Here is a 26,287-nt window from a genome sequence, read left to right on the forward strand (position 1 = left end):
TTCCCAGGTGATGATACTCCAGTTATCCGTGGTTCAGCTCTTCTTGCACTTAACGGTGACGCTGGTCAGTATGGCGAAGAAGCAGTTGTTGCACTTGTTGACGCGCTTGACACTTACATTCCAGAGCCAGTACGTGCAATCGACCAAGCATTCTTAATGCCAATCGAAGACGTATTCTCTATTTCTGGTCGTGGTACAGTAGTAACTGGCCGTGTAGAAACTGGTATTGTGAAAGTAGGCGAAGAAGTTGAAATCGTTGGTATCAAAGATACAGTTAAAACAACTGTAACTGGCGTAGAAATGTTCCGTAAACTTCTAGACGAAGGTCGTGCGGGCGAGAACTGTGGTGTTCTTCTACGTGGTACTAAGCGTGAAGACGTACAACGTGGTCAAGTACTTGCTAAACCAGGTGCAATCAAGCCGCACACTAAATTCGATGCAGAAGTATACGTACTTTCTAAAGAAGAAGGTGGGCGTCACACTCCATTCCTTAACGGTTACCGTCCACAGTTCTACTTCCGTACAACTGACGTAACTGGCGCGATCAAATTACAAGATGGCGTTGAAATGGTTATGCCTGGTGACAACGTAGAAATGTCAGTAGAATTAATCCACCCAATCGCAATGGACCCAGGTCTACGTTTTGCGATCCGTGAAGGTGGCCGTACAGTTGGTGCTGGTGTAGTTGCTAAAGTAACTGCATAATTATAAAATAAAATTACAAATTGGGGTTTCGACTCCAATTTGTTTTGCAGGTCAGTAGTTCAATTGGTAGAGCGTCGGTCTCCAAAACCGAATGTTGGGGGTTCGAGTCCCTCCTGGCCTGCCAACTTTTTTATAAAAGACGCTTGATGTCGGCAAAACTGGTCATATAATAAGTCGCGAAACCTACGACGAGTACAAAAATGTCGAATGAAAAATTACGCGACGCACAAAGCGACGCGGCAATCCCTCAAAGAAATAATTCTGCTGAAGTAGTTAAATCTGGTTCTCCCCTAGACGTCGTCTTATGGATTATCGCATTGATTTTATTAATTGGTGCGACCATGGTGAATCAACACCTACCAGCGTATTGGGCACCAGCCAACGATATCTGGGTGCGCGTTGGGGTAATTTTGGCTTGTATCATCGTGGCATTCGGTTTATTATACGCCACCCATCAAGGCAAAGGCTTTGCTCGTTTGTTGAAAGACTCACGAATTGAGCTGCGTCGAGTGACTTGGCCAACGAAGCAAGAGACCATGACCACATCTTGGCAGGTGCTTGCGGTTGTAGTTGTTGCATCCATTTTATTATGGTGTTTTGACTACATTTTGGGCTGGTTAATGAAGTTTATTATCGGGTAAGAGAGCTATGAAACGTTGGTACATTATTCATGCCTATTCAGGTTATGAAAAACAAGTGATGCGTTCACTTAATGATCGAATCCAGCGTAGCGCTGTAGCCGATAGCTTTGGTGAAGTCCTTGTTCCTACCGAAGAAGTGGTAGAAATGAAGGATGGTAAGAAACGTAAATCTGAACGTAAGTTCTTTCCAGGCTATGTATTGGTCGAAATGGAAATGAATGATGAAACTTGGCACATTGTTAAAGAATGTCCAAAAGTTTTAGGTTTTATTGGTGGTACGGCTGAGAAACCGGCGCCAATTACCCAACGTGAAGCAGATGCGATTCTTGCTCGTGTACGCAATACTGGTGAAGCACCACGTCCGAAGACGATGTTTGAACCAGGCGAAGAATTACTCGTAATTGACGGTCCATTCACAGACTTTAAAGGTGTGGTGGAAGAAGTTCTATACGAAAAGTCACGTTTAACGTTGACCATTAATGTATTTAATCGACCAACTCAGGTTGAGCTGGAATTTCGCCAAGTCGAAAAATCAGTTTAATTCGAAGTGGTTGAAAAACGCCTGGCTTATTTATAAGTCAGGCATTGTTGTTGTAACGGTATCGTTACTTAGAAATTGGGGAGCCTTCATCGGCGTTTGTACCCAGAGGTAATTTGAAATGGCTAAGAAGATTGACGGCTATATCAAGCTGCAAGTTCCAGCTGGTAAAGCGAATCCATCTCCACCGATTGGTCCTGCATTGGGTCAACGTGGTGTTAACATCATGGCATTCTGTAAAGAATTCAATGCTGCTACACAAAAACTTGAAGTTGGTTTACCAATTCCAGTCGTGATCACTGTGTACAACGACAAGTCGTTCACATTCATCATGAAAACTCCTCCTGCATCTATTCTTCTTAAGAAAGCTGCTGGTATCCAAAAGGGTTCTGCTGTACCTAACAAAACTAAAGTTGGTAAGTTGACTCGTGCTCAATTGGAAGAAATCGCGACTACTAAAGAACCAGATTTAACTGGTGCTGATTTAGACGCACGTGTTCGTACCATCGCTGGTTCTGCACGTTCTATGGGCTTGGAAGTGGAGCTATAAGACATGGCAAAGTTAACTAAACGTCAAAAAGCCATTGCTGCTGCTATTGAAGCAAACAAAGTTTACACTTTAGAAGAAGCCGTAGCTGTTCTTGCTGGTCTTCCTGCTGCGAAATTCAAAGAATCTTTGGATGTTGCGGTAAACCTAGGTGTTGACCCTCGTAAATCTGACCAAGTTGTTCGTGGCGCGACTACACTTCCTGCAGGTACTGGTAAAACTGTACGTGTAGCTGTGTTTGCTCAAGGCGCTGCTGCTGAAGCTGCTAAAGCTGAAGGCGCGGACGTGGTTGGTTTTGATGACCTTGCTGAAAGCATTCAAGCGGGTAACCTTGACTTTGACGTAGTGATTGCTGCTCCTGATGCAATGCGCGTTGTTGGTAAGTTGGGTACGATTCTTGGTCCACGTGGCTTAATGCCAAACCCTAAAGTGGGTACTGTAACTCCTGACGTAGCTGGTGCAGTTAAAAATGCAAAAGCTGGTCAAGCACGTTACCGTGTAGACAAAGCGGGTATTATCCACGCTGCGATTGGTCAAGTAGATTTCTCTGCTGAAGCTGTTCGTCAAAACGTTGAAACTTTGATTGCAGACTTGAAAAAGTTAAAGCCTGCGACATCTAAAGGTGTATACATCAAAAAGATCACTTTGAGCTCAACTATGGGTCCTGGTCTTGTTGTTGATGTAAACAACGTTTCTAACTAAGTTTAACTTAGACAGAATTTTAAAGCCCTGAGTAATATTTGAAGCGCTGCTTCAAATATTACGCAAGAGAAACCGGTTTCGGACTACTTGCAAACTTAGGCAAACTTTGAATTGGTAAATGTAGATTTATCAGCGTCAAAGACCTCAGGCGAGAGTAATTTCGATTACTTTCTTAATTTCCCAGCCTGAGTAGACGCGGTGGTGTGATTTGTTCATCCTCCGCGTGTAAGTTCAGTGATGAACTTGCGAATTGGGAGTGTACTTCGCGTAAGTACATAAATCACCGTTAGGAGGTTTTACAATGGCTCTTCTTATCGAAGGCAAAAAACAGATCGTTGCTGAAGTAACTGAAGTTGCTTCTACTGCGTTTGCTGCTGTTGTTGCTGACTACCAAGGTTTAACTGTTGAGCAATTAACTGCTCTTCGTGTTGAAGCTCGTAAGTTAGGTGTTGCTACACGTGTTGTACGTAATACTTTGGCTAAACGCGCTCTTCAAGATACTCCATTCAATATCTTGAACGACAACCTTGTTGGCCCAACAATTTTAGCTTTCTCAACTTCTGCAGATGATATGGGTGCTGCGGCACGCTTATTCGAAGAATTTGCGAAAACTAACAAAGCATTTGAACTTAAAGCTGCTGCATTTGAAGGCAAACTTTATCAAGGCGCAGAAGTTAGCGTTATCGCGAATCTTCCAAACCAAGAGAAAGCGCTTACTATGCTTGCAAACGTTCTTCAAGCTCCTATTTCGAAATTGGGTCGCTTACTTACAGCGCTTCAAGAGAAAAACGAGTCAGAAGCTGCATAAGCTCAAACTTAAACACACATCATTCAATACCCATTTGGAGTTACTCTCATGGCTTTAACAAACGAAGAAATCTTAAACGCAGTTGCTGAAAAAACTGTTCTTGAACTTGTTGAACTTATTTCTGCTTTCGAAGAAAAATTCAACGTATCTGCTGCTGCTGTAGCTGTAGCTGCAGGTCCTGCTGCTGCTGCTGCTGAAGAGCAATCAGAATTCAACGTTGAGTTGACTTCTTTCGGCGCGAACAAAGTAGCTGTGATTAAAGCAGTTCGTGAAATCACTGGCCTTGGCTTGAAAGAAGCTAAAGACATGGTTGAAGGCGCTCCTTCAGTTCTTAAAGAAGCAGTTTCTAAAGAAGAAGCTGAAGAACTTAAGAAAAAACTTGAAGAAACTGGTGCTACTATTACTATTAAGTAATGTTACCAGGGGGGGAATATTAATTTCACCCCAAAAATTGGCTGATGGCTCTTGGGTCATCAGCCTTTTTGCGTTACAATAATCGGCTCGATTTTTGTTTGCTTGGTGGAAAATCAATCAAATTAAAATAAAGAAAAGAATCAAACGCTTACCAATATTTTTCAAATTTAAAAATATTGGTAAGCGTTTCAATACCACTGAAAATTGCAGCATTTGTAAAAAGTGGTGGCCATATCGGCCTGCGTAATTCCTTCTGAGCCCGTTCTGCAGGCGGGCTCGGTTTACTTTCCGAGGACTCCAGATGGCATACTCATATACCGAAAAGAAACGGATCCGTAAGAATTTTGGTAAATTGCCTAGTGTTATGGATGCTCCGTACTTGCTCGCGATTCAAGTCGACTCGTACAGAACATTTTTACAAGATGGCAAATCACCAAAAAACCGCGAAGATATCGGTCTGCAAGCCGCGTTTCGTTCAGTTTTTCCTATAGAAAGTTATTCTGGCAATGCTGCTTTAGAATTTGTTGAGTATAGTCTTGGTAAGCCTGAGTTTGATGTACGCGAATGTATTCTTCGTGGCTCAACTTATGCAGCACCAATGCGCGTAAAAATTCGTTTGATCTTAAAAGATCGCGAAACTAAATCAATTAAAGACGTGCGCGAGCAAGAAGTGTACATGGGTGAAATGCCACTCATGACCGATAACGGTACATTCGTTATTAATGGTACTGAGCGTGTAATCGTATCTCAATTACACCGTTCACCGGGCGTGTTCTTTGACCACGATAAAGGCAAAACTCACTCTAGTGGTAAAGTGCTTTATTCTGCGCGTATTATTCCTTACCGTGGTTCATGGTTAGACTTCGAATTTGACGCAAAAGACCTTGTATTTGTGCGTATTGACCGTCGTCGCAAATTACTCGCGACTGTGGTTCTTCGTGCTTTGGGTTATAACAATGCGCAAATCTTAGACTTGTTCTATGAAAAAGTGCCTGTATACCTAGACATGGGTAGCTACCAGATTGACCTTGTTCCAGAACGCTTACGTGGCGAAATGGCACAATTTGACATCGTAGACAATGATGGCAAAACCATTGTTGAGCAAGGCAAGCGTATCAACGCGCGTCATGTGCGTCAAATGGAAGCTGCTGGCCTAGAAAAGCTTTCTGTGCCTGATGAGTACTTGTACGAGCGTATTACTGCAGAAGACATCCCACTTAAAGATGGTGATGTGATTGCAGCAAATACCTTACTCAGCCATGAAGTGATGGTGAAATTGGCTGAAGGTGGTGTTAAACAATTTAACATTCTATTCACCAATGACATCGACCGTGGTTCATTCGTTGCAGATACTTTACGTGCAGACACCACGACAGGTCGTGAAGAAGCATTGGTAGAAATCTACAAAGTAATGCGTCCAGGCGAGCCACCAACGAAAGAAGCGGCTGAAAATTTATTCAACAACTTGTTCTTCTCTTCTGAACGTTATGACCTCTCTCCAGTCGGTCGTATGAAGTTCAACCGTCGTTTGGGTCGTCCTTACGAAGTGGGTACGGATCAGAAGTCTCGTGAAGTTGAAGGCATTTTGTCGAACGAAGATATCACTGATGTACTCAAAACATTGGTTGAAATCCGTAACGGTAAAGGTGAAGTCGATGATATCGACCACTTGGGTAACCGTCGCGTGCGTTCAGTAGGTGAAATGACTGAAAACCAATTCCGTGTTGGTCTAGTTCGTGTAGAACGTGCTGTTAAAGAACGTTTAAGCCAAGCTGAAACAGATAACTTGTCTCCGCAAGATTTGATCAATGCGAAACCAGTGGCTGCTGCAATCAAAGAGTTCTTTGGTTCAAGCCAATTATCTCAGTTCATGGACCAAAACAACCCATTGTCTGAGATTACGCACAAACGTCGTGTATCGGCGCTTGGTCCTGGTGGTTTGACACGTGAGCGTGCGGGCTTTGAGGTACGTGACGTACACCAAACTCACTATGGCCGTGTATGTCCAATTGAAACGCCTGAAGGTCCAAACATTGGTTTGATCAACTCGCTTTCTGTTTATGCGAAATGTAACAATTTCGGTTTCTTAGAAACTCCATACCGTAAAGTGGTTGATGGTCGTGTAACGGATGAAGTGGAGTATTTATCTGCCATTGAAGAAGTAGGTACTGTGATTGCACAGGCCGATTCTGGCGTAGATAAAGACGGTAACTTAACAGAAGAATTTGTTTCTGTACGTCACCAAGGTGATTTCGTACGTATGCCGCCTGAAAAAGTGACGCATATGGACGTTTCTGCACAGCAGGTTGTTTCTGTTGCTGCATCACTCATTCCATTCCTTGAACACGATGACGCCAACCGTGCATTGATGGGTTCAAACATGCAGCGTCAAGCTGTGCCTACATTGATTGCTGACAAACCGCTTGTAGGTACAGGCATGGAAGCAAATGTAGCGCATGACTCTGGTGTGTGTGTGATTGCGGGTCGTGGTGGTCGTATCGAGTTTGTCGATGCTTCACGTGTCGTGATTCGTGTCAACGAAGACGAAATGGTTGCAGGCGAGGCAGGTGTAGATATCTATAACCTGATCAAATATACACGTTCGAACCAAAACACTTGTATTAACCAAAAAGTTCTTGTGAAACTTGGTGATAAAGTCGGTCGTGGCGATGTATTGGCTGACGGTCCATCAACAGATGGCGGTGAGCTTGCACTCGGTCAAAACATGCGCGTTGCGTTCATGACGTGGAATGGTTACAACTATGAAGACTCGATCTTACTTTCAGAGCGCGTACTTCAAGAAGACCGTTTAACCTCGATTCACATTCAAGAATTATCATGTGTTGCACGTGATACCAAATTGGGTGCGGAAGAGATCACAGCGGATATCCCTAATGTGGGTGAAGCTGCACTCTCTAAGCTTGATGAATCAGGTATCGTATATATCGGTGCTGAAGTGACTGCTGGCGATATCCTTGTAGGTAAAGTAACGCCTAAAGGTGAAACGCAGTTAACACCAGAAGAAAAATTGCTTCGTGCAATCTTCGGTGAAAAAGCAGCTGACGTAAAAGACTCATCTTTACGTGTTCCATCAGGTACGAAAGGTACAGTGATTGACGTTCAAGTGTTTACTCGTGACGGTCTTGAAAAAGACGAACGTGCCCAAGCAATTGAAAAAGCTCAATTAGACGCTTACCGTAAAGACTTGAAAGAAGAATACAAAATCTTCGAAGAAGCAGCACGTGAACGTATTGTTCGTTTGTTGACGGGTCAAGAGTCTAACGGTGGTGGTACAACTAAGCGTGGCGATAAGCTTTCTGCAGACGTATTATCTAGTTTAGAGTTGGTTGATTTACTTGAAATCCAACCGACTGATGAAGCTATTGCAGAGCGTTTAACTCAAATTCAAGTTTTCTTGAAAGAGAAGAGCTTCGAAATTGATGAGAAATTTGCAGAGAAAAAACGCAAACTTTCTACAGGTGATGAATTAACAACAGGTGTATTGAAAGTTGTTAAGGTTTACTTGGCTGTTAAACGTCGCATCCAACCGGGTGATAAAATGGCGGGTCGTCACGGTAACAAGGGTGTTGTTTCTAACATCTTACCTGTTGAAGACATGCCGCACGATGCCAATGGTGTTCCAGTCGACATCGTATTGAACCCACTGGGTGTACCGTCACGTATGAACGTGGGTCAGATTCTAGAGACTCACTTAGGTATGGCAGCGAAAGGTCTTGGCGAAGAAATCGACAAGATGTTAAAAGCGCAACGTACTGTACTTGAGCTTCGTGGATTCTTAGACAAGATTTATAACAAAGTTGGTGGCGAGCAAGAAGATCTTGATAGCTTAACTGATGATGAAATTTTGGTACTTTCGGGTAACTTACGTGCGGGTGTTCCACTTGCAACGCCGGTATTCGATGGTGCTGAAGAATCACAAATTAAAGACTTGTTAGAGCTTGCGAACATTTCACGTACTGGTCAAACAGTATTGTATGATGGTCGTACAGGTGAACAGTTTGACCGTCCTGTAACTGTAGGTTACATGTACATGTTGAAACTGAACCACTTGGTAGATGACAAGATGCACGCGCGTTCTACTGGTTCTTACTCATTAGTAACTCAACAGCCGCTTGGTGGTAAAGCACAATTCGGTGGTCAGCGTTTCGGTGAGATGGAAGTCTGGGCGCTTGAAGCATATGGCGCAGCTTACACGCTTCAAGAAATGCTTACTGTTAAGTCGGATGACGTTGAAGGTCGTACCCGTATCTATAAGAACATTGTAGATGGTAACCATTATATGGACCCAGGTATGCCTGAATCGTTCAACGTATTGACCAAAGAGATCCGTTCTTTAGGTATCAACATTGAACTGAAAAATGGTGACTAATTAGTTCCATTTAATCCCCCCAACCCCCTTTGAGAAAGGGGGAGTTCCCACTTTAAAAGAGTAGGAGCTTCCCTCCTTAGAAAAAGGAGGGATTGAGGGAGGATTGTTCAGTAAAAACAATATTTGTGACCCAGTTGTGTAGTGAAAGTCTCCACAACACACGGAGAAAAAAATTGAAAGACTTGCTCGATATCATGCGCAAAAAGACGGATTCAGATGGTCATGCTCCAGTTGAGTTTGATCGCATCCGTATTGGTCTTGCGTCACCAGAAATGATTAAGTCATGGTCTCATGGTGAAGTTAAAAAGCCTGAAACCATTAACTATCGTACGTTCAAACCAGAACGTGATGGTTTATTCTGTGCCAAAATTTTTGGTCCAGTCAAAGATTACGAATGCTTGTGTGGTAAATACAAGCGTATGAAATACAAAGGCGTCATTTGTGAAAAATGTGGCGTTGAAGTAACAACTGCGAAAGTTCGTCGTGAGCGTATGGGTCACATCGAGCTGGCTTCTCCAGTTGCACATATTTGGTTCTTAAAATCACTTCCGAGCCGTATCGGTCTATTATTAGACATGACTTTACGTGATATCGAACGTGTATTGTATTTCGAATCTTACGTAGTAACTGACCCAGGTATGACTCCATTTGAGAAATACCAACTTTTAAACGATGAAGAATACTTCAACGCTTTAGAAGAACACGGTGATGAATTCACTGCGAAAATGGGTGCAGAAGCTGTTCAAGACTTGTTAAAAGACATCGATCTTGAAAACGAAATTTCACGTTTACGTGAAGAAATTCCAAACACAACGTCTGAGACTAAGCTGAAAAAAGCGTCTAAGCGTTTGAAGTTGATGGAAGCGTTCAAAGAGTCAAACAACAAGCCAGAATGGATGGTGATGAATGTACTTCCAGTACTTCCACCAGATCTTCGTCCGTTAGTACCACTTGAAGGTGGTCGTTTCGCGACTTCTGATTTGAACGACCTTTACCGTCGTGTGATCAACCGTAACAACCGTTTGAAGCGTCTTCTTGACCTTGCTGCGCCAGACATTATCGTACGTAATGAAAAACGTATGTTACAAGAGTCTGTAGATGCATTGCTAGACAACGGTCGTCGTGGTCGTGCAATCACGGGTTCGAACAAGCGTCCTCTTAAATCTTTGGCTGACATGATCAAAGGTAAACAAGGTCGTTTCCGTCAAAACTTACTTGGTAAGCGTGTTGACTATTCAGGTCGTTCGGTAATTACTGTAGGTCCTACTTTACGTCTGCACCAATGTGGTCTTCCGAAGAAAATGGCGCTTGAATTATTCAAGCCATTCATTTTCGCGAAACTACAAGCATCTGGCCAAGCAACAACCATTAAAGCTGCGAAGAAAATGGTTGAGCGCGAAACGCCAGAAGTTTGGGACGTTCTTGCTCACGTGATTCGTCAACACCCAGTGATGTTGAACCGTGCGCCTACACTTCACCGTTTGGGTCTTCAAGCATTTGAACCGATCCTGATTGAAGGTAAAGCGATCCGTCTTCACCCACTCGTTTGTGCTGCGTTTAACGCCGACTTCGACGGTGACCAAATGGCGGTACACGTACCATTAACACTTGAAGCGCAGTTAGAAGCGCGTGCGTTAATGATGTCGACCAACAACATCTTGTCTCCAGCGAACGGTGAGCCAATCATCGTACCGTCTCAGGACGTTGTCTTAGGCTTGTATTACATCACTCGTGATGCGATCAATGCCAAAGGTGAAGGCATGGTGTTTGCAGATACTCACGAAGTTAACCGTGCATTGGCAACAGGTCAGGTAAATTTACACGCTCGCGTAAAAGCACGTGTACACCAGACTGTGATTGATGAAAATGGTAACCGTGAACAGCAAACCATTGTTGTGGATACCACACCAGGTCGCTGCTTACTTTGGGAAGTTGTGCCAGAAGGTATGGATTTCCAACAAATCAACGTTGAGATGACCAAGAAAAACATCTCTAAGTTGATTAACTCTTGCTACCGTAAATTAGGTCTTAAAGATACCGTGATCTTTGCTGACCAATTGATGTACTTAGGTTTCCGTCAAGCGACACGTTCAGGCGTATCGGTCGGTATGGAAGACATGGTGATTCCACCTGCGAAGTACTCAATTATTGAAAAAGCGGAAGTTGAAGTTCGTGAAATTGAGCAACAGTTCGAACAAGGTTTCGTAACTGCGGGCGAACGTTACAACAAAGTTGTCGATATTTGGGCACGTACGAACGACCAAGTAGCGAAAGCGATGATGGACAACTTGTCTTTTACCACTGTTAAAAACAAACAGGGTGAAGATGAGAAGCAAAAATCATTTAACAGTATCTACATGATGTCTGACTCAGGTGCCCGTGGTTCGGCAGCTCAGATTCGTCAGTTAGCGGGTATGCGTGGTTTGATGGCGAAACCAGATGGTTCGATCATTGAAACTCCAATTAAAGCGAACTTCCGTGAAGGTTTGACCGTACTTCAGTACTTCATTTCAACACACGGTGCGCGTAAAGGTTTGGCCGATACAGCACTGAAAACAGCAAACTCTGGTTACTTGACACGTCGTCTTGTAGACGTAGCGCAAGACTTGGTCATTACTGAGCCTGACTGTGGTACTTTGGGCGGTCTTGTAATGACTCCGTTCATTCAAGGCGGTGACGTGATCGAGAACTTAGGTACTCGAGTACTGGGCCGTGTTGTTGCTGAAGATGTGAAGAAAGCAGGTTCTGACGACGTTATCCTGCCTCGTAACACTTTGATTGATGAGAAACTTGCAAACTTCCTAGAAGAGCAAGGTGTCGATGAAGTTAAAGTACGTTCAGTGGTTGCGTGTGAATCTACATTCGGCGTATGTGCGAAATGTTATGGTCGTGACCTTGCGCGTGGTCATCAGGTGAACCCTGGTGAGTCTGTGGGTGTTATGGCTGCACAATCGATTGGTGAGCCGGGTACACAGTTAACAATGCGTACCTTCCACGTAGGTGGTGCTGCAAGCCGAACGTCTGCTGCAAACAGCGTACAAGTACGTAACAAAGGTACCGTACGTTTCCACAATGTGAAAACAGTACAACATGCTAAAGGTCACTTGGTATCGACTTCTCGTTCAGGCGAAATCGGTATTGCGGATGATTTAGGTCGTGAGCGTGAGCGTTATAAACTGCCATACGGTGCGTCTATCTTGTTGAAAGATGGCGAAGCTGTAGAAGCAGGCAGTATCGTAGCGACTTGGGATCCGCACACACACCCACTTGTAACAGAAGTTGCAGGTAAAGTACGTTTCAGCCAAATTGCTGATGGCGTAACTGTTACCTCTAAAACTGATGATGCAACAGGTATGACGACGATTGAAATCTTACCTGTGACTGCACGTCCTGCGTCTGGTAAAGATTTACGTCCTGCGGTTGTTCTTGATACGACGGATGGTGGTGAGCAGTTCTACTTCCTACCACAAAACACGATTCTTTCTGTCCGTGATGGCGAAACAATCGGTGTGGGTGATGTTATTGGTCGTGTACCTCAAGAAACTTCACGTACGCGTGACATTACCGGTGGTCTACCGCGTGTAGCTGACTTGTTCGAAGCCCGTAAACCGAAAGAGCATGCAATTCTTGCTGAAATTTCAGGTGTTGTAAGCTTTGGTAAAGAGACTAAAGGTAAGAACCGTTTAGTGATTACTCCAGATGATGGTTCTGAGATTTATGAAGAACTGATTCCAAAATGGCGTACCATGAACGTGTTCGAAGGCGAACATGTGAACCGTGGTGAGACTGTTTCTGACGGTCCACAGAACCCACATGACATCTTACGCTTGAAAGGCGAAGTTGCGCTGACCAACTACATCGTGAACGAAGTTCAAGACGTATACCGTCTGCAAGGTGTAAAAATCAACGACAAGCACATTGAAGTGATCGTACGTCAAATGTTGCGTAAAGTTGATATCACTGATGGCGGTGATACAAGCTTCATCAAAGGCGAGCAAGTGGATTACATCCGCGTGATGCAAGAGAACCAAGCTGTTCTTGCGCAAAACAAGTTCCCTGCGAAGTTTGAACGTCAATTGATGGGTATTACTAAAGCATCGTTGTCTACTGACTCGTTCATCTCTGCTGCATCGTTCCAGGAAACTACACGTGTGTTAACTGAAGCGGCTGTAACAGGTAAAGAAGATGATTTACGTGGCTTGAAAGAGAACGTAGTTGTAGGTCGTTTGATTCCTGCAGGTACTGGTCTTGCGTATCACTTAGAGCGTCGTCGTCAAGAAGCTGAAGCTGCAGAGCATGAGCTTGTAAATGACTTCTCTGATGTGGATCAAGCATTAAGCCAAGCATTTAGCGATGAGTTTAATGGTCTGTAATTAGCCCTTTAAATGCATGAAAAAGCCACCTTCGGGTGGCTTTTTTTGTCCTTTTGTTACAGAAGCTGATTTAAGCTTTTATAAATTTCACATTTTTCCTATATTAAAAATATAAGTACACGAATCTCCTTACTTCACTAACGATTAAAAAATAGAGGTGGTTCCACATGAAATTGACATCAAAGCTATTGGGCTTAAGCATCTTCGCATTTGTGAGCCAAACGATGGCAGCGCCGATGCCGAATACCATAACTGTGGAGGATAAAGCGGTTGTACCGATTGTCAAAACACAGATTATTCGCAGTGTCGCAGGTCAAGACCCTGTGCGGACGACCGAAGCGACTATTTTTGAAGTGAAAAATGGTGGTAAAGATATTGTGGCGCGTGAAGTGGTTCTCGAAGAAAATGCCAGCCAATTTTCAGATAAAAAAATGTCTGCACCGATTGTGCAAAAAGGTAGCGTGATTGTTCCGACATCCAAAGTTGAAGTGAAATCGACCTTGAGTCAAGGTGGTGTAGTCCTTGCAGAAGGTAAGCAAGTTGATGCACAAGGGGTTGAGTTTAAGAAAGGGCAGCAACCTGTACGTAAGGAGCTGAAACTAGATCAAGTGAAAGATCCGAACAGTAAAGAAAGTGTGACACGTGCGGTGCTCCAAGAAAATGGCACCACCACCAAAGATGTGGTTGTGGTGAAAGAGCCTGAATAAGCTTGAGTTGAATACGGTAAGAGGCCCTCTAAGGAGGGCTTCTTACTTACAAATTTTCAGCAATAGCACCTGTAACCGTAACATTTCACGGGTTTTAAGTTCATACTGATCTTTTATGCTGTAAGAAATAGCCAATAAGGACAAATCTCATGAAAAAGTATATGAGCATTATTGCAGTGGCATCTCTTTCGACGATGCTATTGGCAGGTTGTGAAAATATGAGCGCTTCTGAGCAACGTATTGGGACAGCGGCTTTAGGTGGTGCAGTAGGTGGTGCTGCGGGGAATAGCCTCGGTGGCGGTGTAGGTGCAGCCGTTGGTGGTGGTGCTGGTGCGGCTGTGGGCAGTAAAGCTCAAGGTGGCTCAAACCGTAATGCAACCTACAGTGGTGTTGGCGGTGCGATTGGTTCAGCAGTGGGTAAAAGCGTGTTTGGTGGTAATACTGGCGCTGCCATTGGTGGTGCCATCGGCGGTGGCGCAGGCGCAGCAATTGAAGAACGTAAATAATGTCTTAAGTTCAAATTTCCAAAAAAAGCACTTCATGGAAGTGCTTTTTTATAGCTGTGCCGGTTTAGGTTTTTTACGACGGATATATAAAGTCTTTTCCACTTCTGCAATTCGAATGCCAGCTTCATCATAAAAATTTAAGGTATAAATACGATGTACGGGGGCATAGTTGTCGGCCAGTTGTTTCACGGTCGCGATTTCTTGGGCATCAAGATGAAAGTCTGCATAGACTGTACTGCGACCTGGGCTGAGAAATTGGATAGAGGCTGCTTTGTCCCAAACAATAATTTATTGCCTAAGTGGTGCATCAGCAGGGTCATATAAAAAGGGTCGACCATCGCATATAAGCTCCCGCCAAAATGTACGCCGACAATATTTCGGTTTTGTCGAGTGAGGGGCATTTTGACGCGAATATGGTAGTGTTTAAGGTCAAATTTTTCAATTTGAATCCCTGCACCTTTAAAGGGGGCAAAATGATTAAAAATATATTTCGCGACAATCGGCTGTGTCACAAGTTTTTTTAAAATGCTCATTTCGGTCAATGGTATCTGATGAACTTCTATCCATACTAGAGAAGATCAAATCAATTGGCATTGATCGTTTTGCCAGTAAAGTATAAAAAACAGTCAATAATAATAAGGAGCTGAATATGGAGCAGCAAAGTTACTGGGTGCAAACTACAGATCAGCAAAGACTTTATGTGAAAACATGGGGCAATGCGAACAATCCTGTGCTGGTCTTGGTGCATGGCTATCCAGATAATCAAGAGGTCTGGGAGCCTGTGATTGGGCATCTGGTGCAAGATTATTATATTGTGACCTATGACGTTCGCGGTGCAGGGATGTCGAGTGTGCCGCGTCGTACACTGGCCTATGCCTTGCCTCAGCTATCACTAGATTTGGAAAGTGTGGTGAATAGTGTGATCCCACAGCGTAGCTTTCATCTGATTGCGCATGATTGGGGAGCGATTCAGTCATGGGAGTCCGCGACTGAGCCTAAATTTAGAGAGCGTATGCTGTCATTTACCACCATTTCAGGCCCATGCTTAGACCATGCCGCATTTTGGATGCGTGAACAGTTCGTACAACACAAGCCTCAATTTTTTAAGCAGTTAAAGAAGTCTTGGTACATTGTGGCCTTTCAGTTGCCTTTTTTAGCACCAGCCGTATGGCAGTTTTTTAGTCCTAAGCATTGGGGCAAAGTTTTATCGCGTTTAGAAGGACGTTCAGACTTACCGCTGAATCATCACATTGCTGCTGATGGTAAACACGGGGTTGGGCTCTACCGCGCCAACTTTATCCCACGCCTGACGAAACCTCGGGAACGCTTTGCAATTTGTCCCGTACAAGCGATTGTGTTGGAGCAGGATCAGTTTGTGAGTCCAGCGTTAATCGATGAAATACCGAAGTGGGTCGAGAATTTTCAACGGGTGAATGTAAATGCCAACCACTGGGCAATCTTGAGCCAGCCTGAGGTAATTGCTAAAGAAATCAAAAGGTTTGTTCAAAACTGGCGTTGTGTTAAAGCCAGCTGAAATGATCTGTGAAAGAGAAAGGTGCTAGCGACCTGTAAGGGCAGAATTTTTTGGTTATTTTCTGATAAAATGCGCCTTTCTTCCAAGTCACTCTTTTCACTATGTTCGCAATTCTTGCCGCTATTGGGGTCATGTTTGGACTTTCATTAGCTCGTGTGCCTGTAGTATTTGCATTAATTATTGGTGCTGTCACAGGTGGTTTATTGGCTGGTTTAGGGCTACACGGTACCCTCGAAGCATTTAATAATGGGCTTGGGGGCGGCGCAAAAATTGCGTTGGCTTACGGGGTCTTAGGTGCATTTGCTTTGGCCTTGGCACGCTCAGGTTTACCTGACTTGTTGGCCTATAAGCTTATTAAAACATTGAAAGGTTCGAGCAATGAAAAGGCACAAAATCGGGTTAAATATCTGATTTTTATAACCGTCGCGTTAGCAGCCATTTGTTCACAAAACGTCATTCCTGTACATATTGCGTTTATTCCAGTCCTGATTCCTCCTTTATTAAGTGTGTTTAACCATCTTCAGTTAGACCGTCGACTAATTGCTTGTGTTCTAACCTTTGGCTTGGTTGCCACATATATGTTGGTACCATTTGGATTTGGTGCGATTTTCCTAAATGATATTTTAGGTCAAAACATTAATACTTTTGGGCAACCCTATGGTTTTAAAATCAATTATGCCGATATCCCTTCAGCAATGGCCATTCCTGTTTTTGGCATGTTTGTTGGTTTATTAGTTGCTGTATTCTTTAGTTACCGTAAGAAACGTGTATACGAAGAAGTACACGTAGAACCAGTGCAGCAAAGTATTTCTTCTGAACTTGATATCACGGGTGAGAAGTCTAAGCCCGAAATTTCAAAGTTTACGTTATCTATGGCTCTCATTGCGGTAGTTGCTACGCTTTGGGTGCAAGTCGCATCAGATTCCATGATTTTAGCTGGTCTGGTTGGTGTTGCGATTTTGAGCTGTGCGGGAATTTTTAAATGGAAAGAAGCAGATGATGTGATTATTAGCGGTATGCGAATGATGGCATTAGTTGGTTTCATTATGATTGCAGCACAAGGTTTTGCATCTGTTATTTCTGCGACCAATCAAGTGCCAGCATTGGTAGAAGCATCAGTGCAATGGATTGGTTCTAGCCAAGGACTCGCTGCATTTTGGATGCTATTGATTGGCTTACTGATTACTTTAGGAATTGGTTCTTCGTTCTCTACCATTCCAATTTTAGCAATTATTTATGTGCCTTTGTGTATCCAGTTTGGTTTCAGTCCAGCGGCAACCATTGCGATTATTGGTACGGCTGCGGCACTCGGTGATGCAGGTTCTCCGGCTTCTGACTCCACTTTGGGGCCGACTTCGGGTTTGAATATGGATGGTCAGCATGATCACATGAAAGACAGTGTGATCCCGACCTTTATTCACTTTAATATTCCACTCATGATTTTTGGTTGGATTGCGGCCATGGTTTTGTAATTTACCCTCCAATTATTATAAGAAGGCGATTTTAAATCGCCTTTTTTATTATTTATTCAGATTAAAATAATCGGGTTTATAATGTTAATTCGGATTAAAAAGGTTGGAATTAAAATATATTTATTTTGATTTTTCGTTATTAATTTAAAACCAACTAAAACAGTGTATTTAATATTTAAATCAATTATAAACAATCACTTAAAAATAGCATTTAAAATACATTATTATTATAATTGCATATTAATTACACTCTTGTTTATGATGAGTTAATGTTAATTTTTATATTAATTATTTTACAAACAGAGGTTGTTTGAAATGTTGAAGCAAATTGCTCTAATTACATTAATGGGTCTTTCTGCATCTGCTGCAATGGCAGGTCAATGGCAAGTCAAAGTCGGTGGATCTGCAGTTGCACCAACGCAGGACACGAAAATTGCGAATGGTACATTAACGGTTGAAGCAGATAGCGAACTCGCGTTTACGCCATCGGTTGAATATTTCTTTAATGACAATATTTCTGCAGAGTTACTGCTAGCAACGCCAATTAGCCACGATATACTCATTAATGGTGCAGAAGCAGTAAAAATTAAACATTTACCGCCAACATTAACTGCAAAATATAACTTTAAAAACTCAACAGGTTTCACGCCTTATATTGGTGTCGGTGCAACAGCTTTTATTGCATGGGATGAGGAGGGTGTGAAGAGCGTAAAAGAAGATTTTGGTTATGCTGCGCAAATTGGTTTTAACTTCCAACCTGCTGATGCAAAAAACTGGGGTGTGTTTGCCGATGTCCGTTATGCAGATCTGAACCCAGAAGTAAATGTAGATGGCACAACGAAGTTTAAATTAGATATCGATCCAGTAATTTATACACTCGGTTATAGCTACAAATTTTAATAATTAAAAGTAGCTTTTTAAGAACCTCATCGATGATGGGGTTTTTTTATGCAAAGACTAAAGTTGAATAGTGATCAATGCTGAAATAAATCACGATGATTCAGTATTAAAAGAAAATCATCTATAAAATGGATAGAAACAGAATAAGAGAGTTATAAAAATGAAATCTATGTTCGGAATCGGTTTAGTCTGTGGTTTGGCGTGGAGCATGCATGCTCAAGCGGCAAGTTTTAATTGTGATAAAGCAAAAACGACGACAGAACATGCGATTTGTGAGTATCGCCAAATCAACGATGCCGATGTGAAAATGGCCACCACCTATACCATCTTAAAACGTCTTGTTCCGATGGGGACACGTGGCTTGATTCAGGATGAGCAAGTGAAGTGGTTGAGTCTCCGTGACCGTTGTGGTGCTTCACAACGTTGCCTCATGGACGTGTATAAAATGCGCCAGCAGCAGTTAGAACTACAGCTAGATCGTATTTACCGTCAGGGCCCATTTTAAAAAAAGCAAAAAAACTTGCGATTGCTATTGAAAAACGTATCGCTCACTCCAATTCATTAAGCATTCTCTATAAGACTTAATACATTAAGGAGCGATTGATGAGCGAGCAAAACGTACATAAACATAGTTTCCAAGCTGAAGTGGCTCAGCTATTACATTTAGTGACGCACTCACTATATTCAAATCCTGACATTTTCCTACGTGAATTGATCTCAAATGCATCCGATGCCTGCGATAAATTGCGTTTTGAAGGCATTAATCATCCTGAATATTATGAAAATGACCCGGACTTACATGTGCGCGTCAGCTTTGATGAAGCCAATCAAACACTGACCATTTCAGACAATGGGATTGGTTTAACTGAACAAGAAGCGATTGACCACTTAGGTACGATTGCTAAGTCTGGAACCAAGGACTTTATGTCTAAGCTCACAGGTGACCAAAAATCAGATGCACAACTGATTGGTCAGTTCGGTGTAGGTTTCTACTCGGGCTTTATTGTGGCTGACAAAATTACCGTAGAATCACGCCGTGCAGGTGTGGATGCTGATCAGGCTGTACGTTGGGTCAGTGCGGGCACGGGTGAGTTCGAAGTCGAGCAGATCCACAAAGACAGCCGCGGTACCGATATTATTTTACATTTGCGTGAAGATGCGTTGGACTATTTACAGTCGCATAAAGTGAAGCAAATTATCAATAAATACTCGGATCACATTAGCCTGCCGATTGAGATGCAAAAAGAAGTTTGGCAGCAAGAAGAAGCGGTCGAAGGTGAAGAACTAAAACCCGGTCAGTATGTGAAAACGGGTGAGTGGGAAGCGATTAACTCAGCCAGCGCCCTGTGGACACGTAATAAAAATGAAGTGACTGAAGAGCAGTACATCGAGTTTTATAAGAATCTCAGCCATGATTTTGAAGCCCCACTGGCATGGGCGCATAACCGCGTCGAAGGCAGTACCGAATATACACAGCTGTTGTATGTACCGAGTAAAGCAGCAGCCAATATCTTTACCCGTGAAGCCAAAGCAGGGATTAAGCTCTATGTGAAACGTGTCTTCATTATGGATGATGCGGATAACTTGATTCCAAACTATTTACGCTTTGTTCAAGGGGTGGTTGATAGTGCCGATTTACCACTGAACGTTAGTCGTGAGTTGTTACAAGAAAGCCGTGATGTGAAAACCATTCGTGAAGGGAATGCACGCCGTGTATTGACCATGTTGGATGCTTTAGCCAAATCGGAAGATGAAAAAGATCAAGAGAAGTTCAAAACCTTCTACCGTGAATTTGGTTCAGTGTTAAAAGAAGGTTTGGGCGAAGACTTTGGTAACCGTGAGCGTATTTTAAAACTTTTACGTTTCTCAACTTCAAACAATGATGCGGTGAGTACTTCTTTGCAGGACTATAAAGCGCGTATGCCTGAGGGGCAAAAAGCGATTTACTATGTGACTGCAGACAGTCTCAATGCTGCGAAGAACTCGCCACAACTTGAGCTGTTTAAGAAAAAAGGAATTGAAGTCTTACTCATGGCAGACCGTGTCGATGAATGGGCAATGGAATTTGTACATGAGTTTGATGGCACACCAATGCAAAACGTGGCCAAAGGTGCAGTCGACTTAGGTGATTTACAAGATGCCGAAGAGAAGAAAGCACTTGAAGCAGCCGCAGAGCAGTTTAAACCTGTGGTTGAAAAACTGTCTGACTCATTGAAAGCCAAGACCAAAGAAGTACGTGTGACCACACGTTTGGTGGATTCACCTGCATGCTTGGTGACAGGTGAGGGAGAGCTTTCTCCACAACTGATTCGTATGCTGCAACAAGCGGGTCAGGCCGTACCTGAAAGCAAGCCAATTTTGGAAATTAACCCAGAGCATCCATTGGTGAAAAAATTAGAAAATTCGGCACAGTTTGATGACTTGGCCAATGTGATTTTTGACCAAGCGATGATTGCTGAAGGCGGCTTACCTGATGATCCTGCCGAATATATCAAACGGATTAACAGCTTATTGCTTCAATAAACCATTATATGTTTAAAGAAAGCCTATCGTTAAGATAGGCTTTCTTTTATGTCAATGAGTTGGATCAAGCACCTTAAAAACTGTCGAATGTATTGATTAACTCGGTGGAAAAGAAGTTGATGTGGATATCCGTGGATAAGTGAGAACTTATCCACAGTTCAGCTTAAATATCCACCATGCCATTAAAATAAAGCCTCAAAACGCACCAAGGCACTGACGTAATGGCTGCGGTCTTCACGGTGATCATTAAAATAATTTAAATCGCCTTGGATATAAAACCACTCGCGTAAGAAGGGTTGACGCCACGAGACAAAAGGCCCCCAACGGTTCAAGCGCAGGTCATCGTTGTTGTAGAAACCACCAGTGTAAATGCCGTAGTTAAAACGATTGCCATGAAAGAATTGGTGTTGTCTAAAGCTATAGTTATCCCAGAGCAGATCATCATCTTGATCGTCTGCATAGGTCAGGCTGAACTGATTGGATAAAAATGGCTGATTGGGGCGTGCATGGGTTAGCTCTAGGTTAGTACGTAAATAATTTTCACTGTCGATACCATAACGATAAATCTGTTCAGCATAAGCGCGAAAATCATTGTCGAGTTTCCATTCTTTCGATAACTCGATCCGCGCATAGATATCATCCCCTGAACGGACCCCTAGGTCGAAATCAGTTTCAAAAGGAAGGCGATCTGACAGTTGTGACCACCTTAATGCTATTGAACTATTCGCATCACGGGTTTGGCGGCGGTCAAATGTTTTATCGTTATTCGCACTGGGTGGATTTTCATTGGTAATTACAACATTGTTTTGCAGTTCGTTATCTAATGAGTCATCCCCAAACACCACACTGAGTTTATGTTCTAAAGTTGGAAGTTTGACTCGACCTCGAATACGTGGTTTTACATCATATTCATCATGTTTATTCCAGCGGTTATCGACCAAGACCCTTAAGGTGGCTGTGGCCGGTTTTTTAGGATCAGTTTCACCAAACCAATTGTCCATTTTAGTGGCTGTTCGGTCTGCCCAGTTTCGAACTTCTTTTTGCTGGCGGTCGACCCACGTGCGTTCTTCAGTGAGGTCAGTCGTGGGCACAATCAGCTCGTCCGACTCTTCAGGTAAGACGGTTGGAAGTGAGTCGATCCACTGTGGAATTTGGTATAAAAGTCCACTACCTTTGGGGGGCGATGCGATTTTGTCAATTTCAGCCACGTCGTGAGGTGGCACAAAATGTTGTGTGCTGTTGGTATTGCTTTCCGCCCAAGCCACGTTGACGTATGTACCTAAACTTAGGCAGAAAAATAAAGAGATGGATCCCACATGTTGAGTTCTTAGCATGCTTTCGTACTTTATTGTTCTTCGATGTTTTAGTGTTGTAAATTTCACATAAGAACACAAGTAGAAAATACAAAACTCTACAACTCGCTGCCCAGTTGTTTTTGAATAGAATCAAATAATTGAAACACAGTGATAGGTTCAGGCAAAGTGGAAATCGTATTTTGAATCAGCTGCCAACTGACGCCGTGCTGTCGGTCTAAGACCAAGCATGGATACGCGATCTCGGTACGCGAGAGTTCAACCCGCTTTTGACCATGAATTACTCGAATTTTTTGTCGTTCTTTTAACACTAAAATGGGCGTATTTACATCCGCGGAGCTTTCTTCAAACTGGATGAATTTACGGCTATTAAGTAGATCGGCCAGAATAAATGGATGATAGTCTTCAATATGCCATACCAGTTTGGCCTGGTGGGTATACAGCTGAAAAATCGAAAATGCATCATGCATATGACTTTGTAGCTGGTCCCATACAATTTCGCGGATGGCTGCGACTTGATGCTGACCACTCTGGGCAAATTGTTGGCTCAGGCGAATGGCTTCCGTGGGACTGTCAGCACCGAATAGAGCCAAATACTTAATAAACTCTCCGTGCTGCTGGGTCTGTTCTGCTAAATAGATGGGATAGTCCAACCAGTGATCGAGTTGGTCGCTGTGGATCAGAAAATCGATATTTTGACCGATCTCGGTGTGCCCTGAAATGTCGAGGCCATAGAGCTTAGGATCTAAATTTGGTTGATGCAGCGTGCACAATTTCGCTTGATATTGCCCCAAATGAATCTGTGCGGGCAGTATGGGTTGCGCAGCAGTAGCTGATGCTTCTGAATTTTCTGTATGGCTATCCTGCAAAACAGGGCATGGTGCTGTCACCTCGCTTTCAAGTGGATCTTGCTGTTGAAATTCAGATGAAATGTCTGTATCTGGTGGTTCAGCCAAGATCGATCGCCTTTGGATAAAATCCTGAATGGCAAGCGTTGAAATAGACGCACTTGGCTTGAGGTCAAATCGAATGGGTGCAGCGGCCTCAATGATAAATTCTTCCTGAGGCGGACATAGCCCATCACTTAAAAGAGGCTGATTGCTGAGAATCAAATGATTTTCTGCTAATACTTCAGGTTGAAGATCTAAATCTTTTTGTACGATATCGACCTGATTTTCAGGTTCCTTATCTTGTTTGATACTTAGTTTAATAGGATTGATTGAGACGACATCTTCTACAGCGTCTTGTTTAAAAGACCTGAGTTTGGATTCTTCAATTTGAGTTGCATTTAGGTTGCTGTCGAATGTAGGTTGTATTTCCGTATTGAAATGAAGCGCTGCTTCAGCCTTAGATAAAAGCAGACTAGACTCAGGACTGACTTTGGGGAGCAATGATTTAGAATCTTGGGGATGTTCGGCCGATGTATCATCTGTAGCAATGCTTAAAAGCTCAATACCCGTGAAAACAAAAGCGTCAGTAATCACATTGTCCTGTGCATGCCCTAGGCTAGTTTCTTCATCGAATGTGGTTGTAACGGGCAGAAAAAACTGGTCTCGTGCAACTTCTGCAACTTCTGCAACTTCTGCAACTTCTGCAACTTCTGCAACTTCTGCAACTTCTGCAACTTCTGCAACTTCTATGGATGTTTCAGGTGTTGTGAGAAAAGGTACGTTCTCGGGTTGTTGAGCACTTTGTGCATGGCTCAAAAACCATTGGTAAGCGTGTTCAAACTTTATGTGCCATGGGCTGCTATACAGTGTAGTTGGGGTGTTTTGAAAAACAATTTGCCAACCTAAACCTGATTTATACAAAACACCCCATGCGAAAGCCGCCTGCTGTTTTAAGGCATCGGTTAAAGCAGACTCGTATTGAAATAGTCCAATATAGGCATGCTGGTAGGGGCTTTGCTGTATCCAGCGTTCAGCCGCCGCTTGAGGCTGAGTCAGTGCCTTATAGGCTTCGAGTTGTTTTTGAAAAATGGGTTCATCACAGAGTGCAAAAATTTCGCGAATGCGTTTTTTCGAGCGCGCAATTTCAAAAAAAGACAGAGGTTGATGCTCCAAACCATCAATCAATTGATGCAGTTCTTTGATCAGCAGTGCTTTTTCGATTGCTTTCATGCGCTGAACTCTAAAGTTGTTTTTGTGCTTGTTCCAAGTAGCTTGCCAAAACCATATTGATGGCCAGTTCAAGTAATTTATATTCGGCTGAAGTCGGCTGCGTATACTGCTGTGCAAACGCAATCAATTGATCAAGGTCAATGGCTTGGGGCGTAATACGGCCTTGAATGAGGGCTTGTAAATTTTGCATAGGTATGTGCTATTGAGTGCATTTAATTTATTGGTTTTGGAATTGGGTCTTCTTGTTTGATCATAATTAGAAAAGAATAAATAGGCAAAAATTATTCTGCTCTCGATACGAGAAAAGGGTAGTGAAAAATGTAGATAATTTCGATTTCAGCACAGATTGAATTAAATATTTTTGCCCTAGAGGGTTCATAGCTGAAATTTTTTGTCAGTTCTTTGCAATTTTGGGCAAAAAAAATAGGCAATCAACATTGCCTATTTTTGATCAAGTCAGCGCAAATTACGCTTCTTGATGTGGTGCAGCCGCAGGAGCATCAGCCGTTGCCGTTTGAGTGTCTGCTGGTTTTTTTACAGGAAAATCTGGAACAAAAACAACTTGTGCAGAAACAGTTGCAGAAAGAGCCATTACAGCGATAGCCAAAGCATATTTAACAGCGTTCATGATTTTTCCTCTAAAAAGGAGGTCTCACTTAGGAGACTGGGAGTTTTAAAAAGATAAATTTCGCATGAATGATATCAAAAAATGATCGATTTAAGCGCTGATTTAGACCAGTAAAAGATGAATGGTGAGTTCATTTATTGTTAAAAAACAATAAATTAGAATAAATACTCTAGTCTGGTATAGAGTTTTTACTCCAGCGCTAAGCTGTTTAAATTTAAAGTGAAAATTTAGATTTTCAAGTTTGAAAGGAAGCTTGAAAGTAGGTCTTTTTTGTCTGAAATGAGAGCTGAAAAAGGGCGTAGAGTTACATGATTAATCGTTTAAATATTCACCATTTTGAAGTCTTTTGATTGTGCGCACTGTGTAAGTTTTTGCTGTGGAATGTTTAACTTATCTATTTTTGATTAAAAATTCATCTAAGATGAACAGGTAAAAACAACAATAGCTGAGGATAAACAGATGGCCATTGCAAAAGTGGTAGAAGTCAATTCAAGCAGTGAGAAAAGTTTTGAAGATGCAATTCAGACAGGCATCGCAAAAGTCACTGAGACGGTGAAGAATGTTCAAGGTGCTTGGATCAATGAACAAAAAGTGGTGATTAAGGACAACCAAATTGTAGAATATCGGGTCAATCTTAAAATTAGTTTCTTGGTCGATTAAAAAATAAATCCATTTTTTTAACCTATAAAAAATCCCCGCAGGTCGGGGATTTTCTTATCTATGGATAGGGCTCAGTTAAGCTCTGAATCCAGTATTCTTATGATTTTTTGGGTGTTTCACAAGACTCATCTGAACACTGTGCCGCATTATTTTCTTCTGCAGGCATTTGTGCTTTTTCAAGGACTTGTAAAAAGACTTCACGTGGCTGTGCACCCGCTAAAGCCACACGCTGATCGAAAACAAAGAACGGTACACCCGTTACTTTCAGTTGTTCACGCGCCACCTCTTGGTCAAACTTCACGAAATCTGCATATTCGTCAGAATCCAACACATCATCTACCTCAACTGGGTTTAAGCCAATACGAGAGGCCACATCTTCAATAGTTTCACGTTCACCAATCGGTAAGCCTTGCGTCATATAGCTAAAGAAAAAAGCTTCTTTAGCTTCATTGCCTAAACCATGGCTTTGAGCAAGGTGAATAATACGGTGTGCATTGAAACTGTTGCCTGAGTTGGCATTTTCCCAGTTAAATTCAATGCCTTCCTCCGCAGCCATTTTGGCAATATTACGTTGCATCTCTTCAACTTCAGCCACTGTGCGACCATATTTTAGTGCGAGACGTTCTGAGTTCGAAATTTCTTGGCGTACTGGTGCATCTGGATCCAGTTCAAAACTGTGCCAGTGCACTTCCAATTCCACACCAGCTTGTTCAGCCGCTGCTTCTAAACGTTTTTTGCCAATATAACAAAAAGGACAAACAACATCTGACCAAATATCTACACGCATGCGATTTCTCAAAAATAGT

The 26,287-nt window shown here is 42.7% G+C and carries 22 protein-coding genes, 1 tRNA gene and 1 pseudogene; 18 read left to right on the plus strand and 6 right to left on the minus strand.

Translation table 11 applies throughout. The features are described from left to right. From ACF8FD_RS14145 to ACF8FD_RS14200, 12 genes are all read left to right on the plus strand, one after another. On the plus strand, positions 1–705 hold a 705-nt coding region (locus tag ACF8FD_RS14145; protein ID WP_392453513.1), incomplete at its 5' end, for an EF-Tu/IF-2/RF-3 family GTPase. Between the two features lie 48 nt (positions 706–753). Continuing rightward, positions 754–829: transfer RNA gene (locus tag ACF8FD_RS14150), tRNA-Trp, on the plus strand. 76 nt (positions 830–905) lie between these two features. Further along, positions 906–1,346, plus strand: a complete 441-nt coding sequence (secE, locus tag ACF8FD_RS14155) for a preprotein translocase subunit SecE (RefSeq protein ID WP_004692774.1) — start codon at positions 906–908, stop codon at positions 1,344–1,346. Between the two features lie 7 nt (positions 1,347–1,353). Continuing rightward, positions 1,354–1,887, plus strand: coding sequence for a transcription termination/antitermination protein NusG (gene nusG / locus ACF8FD_RS14160; RefSeq protein WP_004692772.1), 534 nt, complete (start codon positions 1,354–1,356; stop codon positions 1,885–1,887). Positions 1,888–2,005: 118 nt separating this feature from the next. Next, positions 2,006–2,434 carry a 50S ribosomal protein L11 gene (gene rplK, locus ACF8FD_RS14165; protein ID WP_004668262.1) on the plus strand — a complete coding sequence of 143 codons (429 nt, stop codon included), beginning with the start codon at positions 2,006–2,008 and terminating at the stop codon, positions 2,432–2,434. 3 nt (positions 2,435–2,437) lie between these two features. Continuing rightward, positions 2,438–3,133: a 50S ribosomal protein L1 gene (gene rplA, locus ACF8FD_RS14170; RefSeq protein ID WP_010325731.1), complete on the plus strand. Its 696-nt coding sequence runs from the start codon at positions 2,438–2,440 to the stop codon at positions 3,131–3,133. 301 nt (positions 3,134–3,434) lie between these two features. Further along, positions 3,435–3,941: a 50S ribosomal protein L10 gene (gene rplJ, locus ACF8FD_RS14175; protein WP_010325732.1), complete on the plus strand. Its 507-nt coding sequence runs from the start codon at positions 3,435–3,437 to the stop codon at positions 3,939–3,941. 48 nt (positions 3,942–3,989) lie between these two features. Next, positions 3,990–4,355 (plus strand): 50S ribosomal protein L7/L12, encoded by a 366-nt coding sequence (rplL, locus tag ACF8FD_RS14180; RefSeq protein ID WP_004692767.1) that lies wholly within the window; start codon positions 3,990–3,992, stop codon positions 4,353–4,355. Positions 4,356–4,656: 301 nt separating this feature from the next. Then, positions 4,657–8,745: a DNA-directed RNA polymerase subunit beta gene (gene rpoB / locus ACF8FD_RS14185; RefSeq protein ID WP_392453514.1), complete on the plus strand. Its 4,089-nt coding sequence runs from the start codon at positions 4,657–4,659 to the stop codon at positions 8,743–8,745. A gap of 173 nt (positions 8,746–8,918) precedes the next feature. Further along, positions 8,919–13,118 (plus strand): DNA-directed RNA polymerase subunit beta', encoded by a 4,200-nt coding sequence (rpoC, locus tag ACF8FD_RS14190; protein WP_131229868.1) that lies wholly within the window; start codon positions 8,919–8,921, stop codon positions 13,116–13,118. 167 nt (positions 13,119–13,285) lie between these two features. Further along, the gene (locus ACF8FD_RS14195; protein ID WP_205667296.1) at positions 13,286–13,825 is read left to right on the plus strand and encodes a hypothetical protein; all 540 of its coding nucleotides are present in this window, start codon (positions 13,286–13,288) and stop codon (positions 13,823–13,825) included. 149 nt (positions 13,826–13,974) lie between these two features. Continuing rightward, entirely contained in the window at positions 13,975–14,331 is a 357-nt protein-coding gene (locus tag ACF8FD_RS14200; protein WP_058868762.1) for a DNA transfer protein p32, read from the plus strand. A 48-nt stretch (positions 14,332–14,379) separates the two neighbouring features. Here ACF8FD_RS14200 and ACF8FD_RS14205 read toward each other — a convergent pair. Beyond that, positions 14,380–14,864: pseudogene (locus tag ACF8FD_RS14205) on the minus strand (DUF4442 domain-containing protein). 116 nt (positions 14,865–14,980) lie between these two features. On the opposite strand from ACF8FD_RS14205, the gene ACF8FD_RS14210 reads away from it, so the two are divergent. The 5 genes from ACF8FD_RS14210 to htpG all read left to right on the plus strand — a co-directional run bounded on the left by ACF8FD_RS14210 (position 14,981) and on the right by htpG (position 20,760). After that, entirely contained in the window at positions 14,981–15,865 is an 885-nt protein-coding gene (locus tag ACF8FD_RS14210) for an alpha/beta fold hydrolase (protein ID WP_114392520.1), read from the plus strand. A gap of 101 nt (positions 15,866–15,966) precedes the next feature. Further along, on the plus strand, positions 15,967–17,337 hold the full coding sequence (locus tag ACF8FD_RS14215; protein WP_114392518.1) for a Na+/H+ antiporter family protein: 1,371 nt from the start codon (positions 15,967–15,969) through the stop codon (positions 17,335–17,337). 315 nt (positions 17,338–17,652) lie between these two features. Beyond that, positions 17,653–18,237 (plus strand): OmpW family protein, encoded by a 585-nt coding sequence (locus ACF8FD_RS14220; protein ID WP_078425774.1) that lies wholly within the window; start codon positions 17,653–17,655, stop codon positions 18,235–18,237. 160 nt (positions 18,238–18,397) lie between these two features. After that, a complete protein-coding gene (locus ACF8FD_RS14225; RefSeq protein WP_078425773.1) occupies positions 18,398–18,742 on the plus strand; it encodes a lysozyme inhibitor LprI family protein in 345 nt (114 codons plus the stop codon). Between the two features lie 98 nt (positions 18,743–18,840). Continuing rightward, positions 18,841–20,760, plus strand: a complete 1,920-nt coding sequence (gene htpG, locus ACF8FD_RS14230) for a molecular chaperone HtpG (protein WP_392453515.1) — start codon at positions 18,841–18,843, stop codon at positions 20,758–20,760. Positions 20,761–20,942: 182 nt separating this feature from the next. Here the strand turns inward: htpG and ACF8FD_RS14235 are convergent, their stop codons facing one another. The 4 genes from ACF8FD_RS14235 to ACF8FD_RS14250 form a co-directional block, all read right to left on the minus strand. Then, entirely contained in the window at positions 20,943–22,094 is a 1,152-nt protein-coding gene (locus ACF8FD_RS14235) for a hypothetical protein (protein ID WP_392453516.1), read from the minus strand. Positions 22,095–22,171: 77 nt separating this feature from the next. Beyond that, entirely contained in the window at positions 22,172–24,193 is a 2,022-nt protein-coding gene (locus ACF8FD_RS14240) for a hypothetical protein (protein ID WP_392453517.1), read from the minus strand. Between the two features lie 10 nt (positions 24,194–24,203). Beyond that, positions 24,204–24,383 (minus strand): hypothetical protein, encoded by a 180-nt coding sequence (locus ACF8FD_RS14245; protein ID WP_017397192.1) that lies wholly within the window; start codon positions 24,381–24,383, stop codon positions 24,204–24,206. A 276-nt stretch (positions 24,384–24,659) separates the two neighbouring features. Then, positions 24,660–24,821: a hypothetical protein gene (locus ACF8FD_RS14250; RefSeq protein WP_205667291.1), complete on the minus strand. Its 162-nt coding sequence runs from the start codon at positions 24,819–24,821 to the stop codon at positions 24,660–24,662. A 459-nt stretch (positions 24,822–25,280) separates the two neighbouring features. Here ACF8FD_RS14250 and ACF8FD_RS14255 point away from each other — a divergent pair, with 459 nt between their 5' ends. Further along, the gene (locus ACF8FD_RS14255) at positions 25,281–25,481 is read left to right on the plus strand and encodes a dodecin family protein (RefSeq protein ID WP_104221963.1); all 201 of its coding nucleotides are present in this window, start codon (positions 25,281–25,283) and stop codon (positions 25,479–25,481) included. Positions 25,482–25,578: 97 nt separating this feature from the next. Here the strand turns inward: ACF8FD_RS14255 and ACF8FD_RS14260 are convergent, their stop codons facing one another. Further along, positions 25,579–26,268, minus strand: a complete 690-nt coding sequence (locus ACF8FD_RS14260) for a DsbA family protein (protein ID WP_205667290.1) — start codon at positions 26,266–26,268, stop codon at positions 25,579–25,581. Between the last annotated feature and the right edge of the window lie 19 nt (positions 26,269–26,287).

Origin of the sequence: Acinetobacter sp. TYF_19 (genome assembly GCF_043105125.1) — a bacterium.
Classification (GTDB): Bacteria; Pseudomonadota; Gammaproteobacteria; order Pseudomonadales; family Moraxellaceae; genus Acinetobacter; species Acinetobacter johnsonii.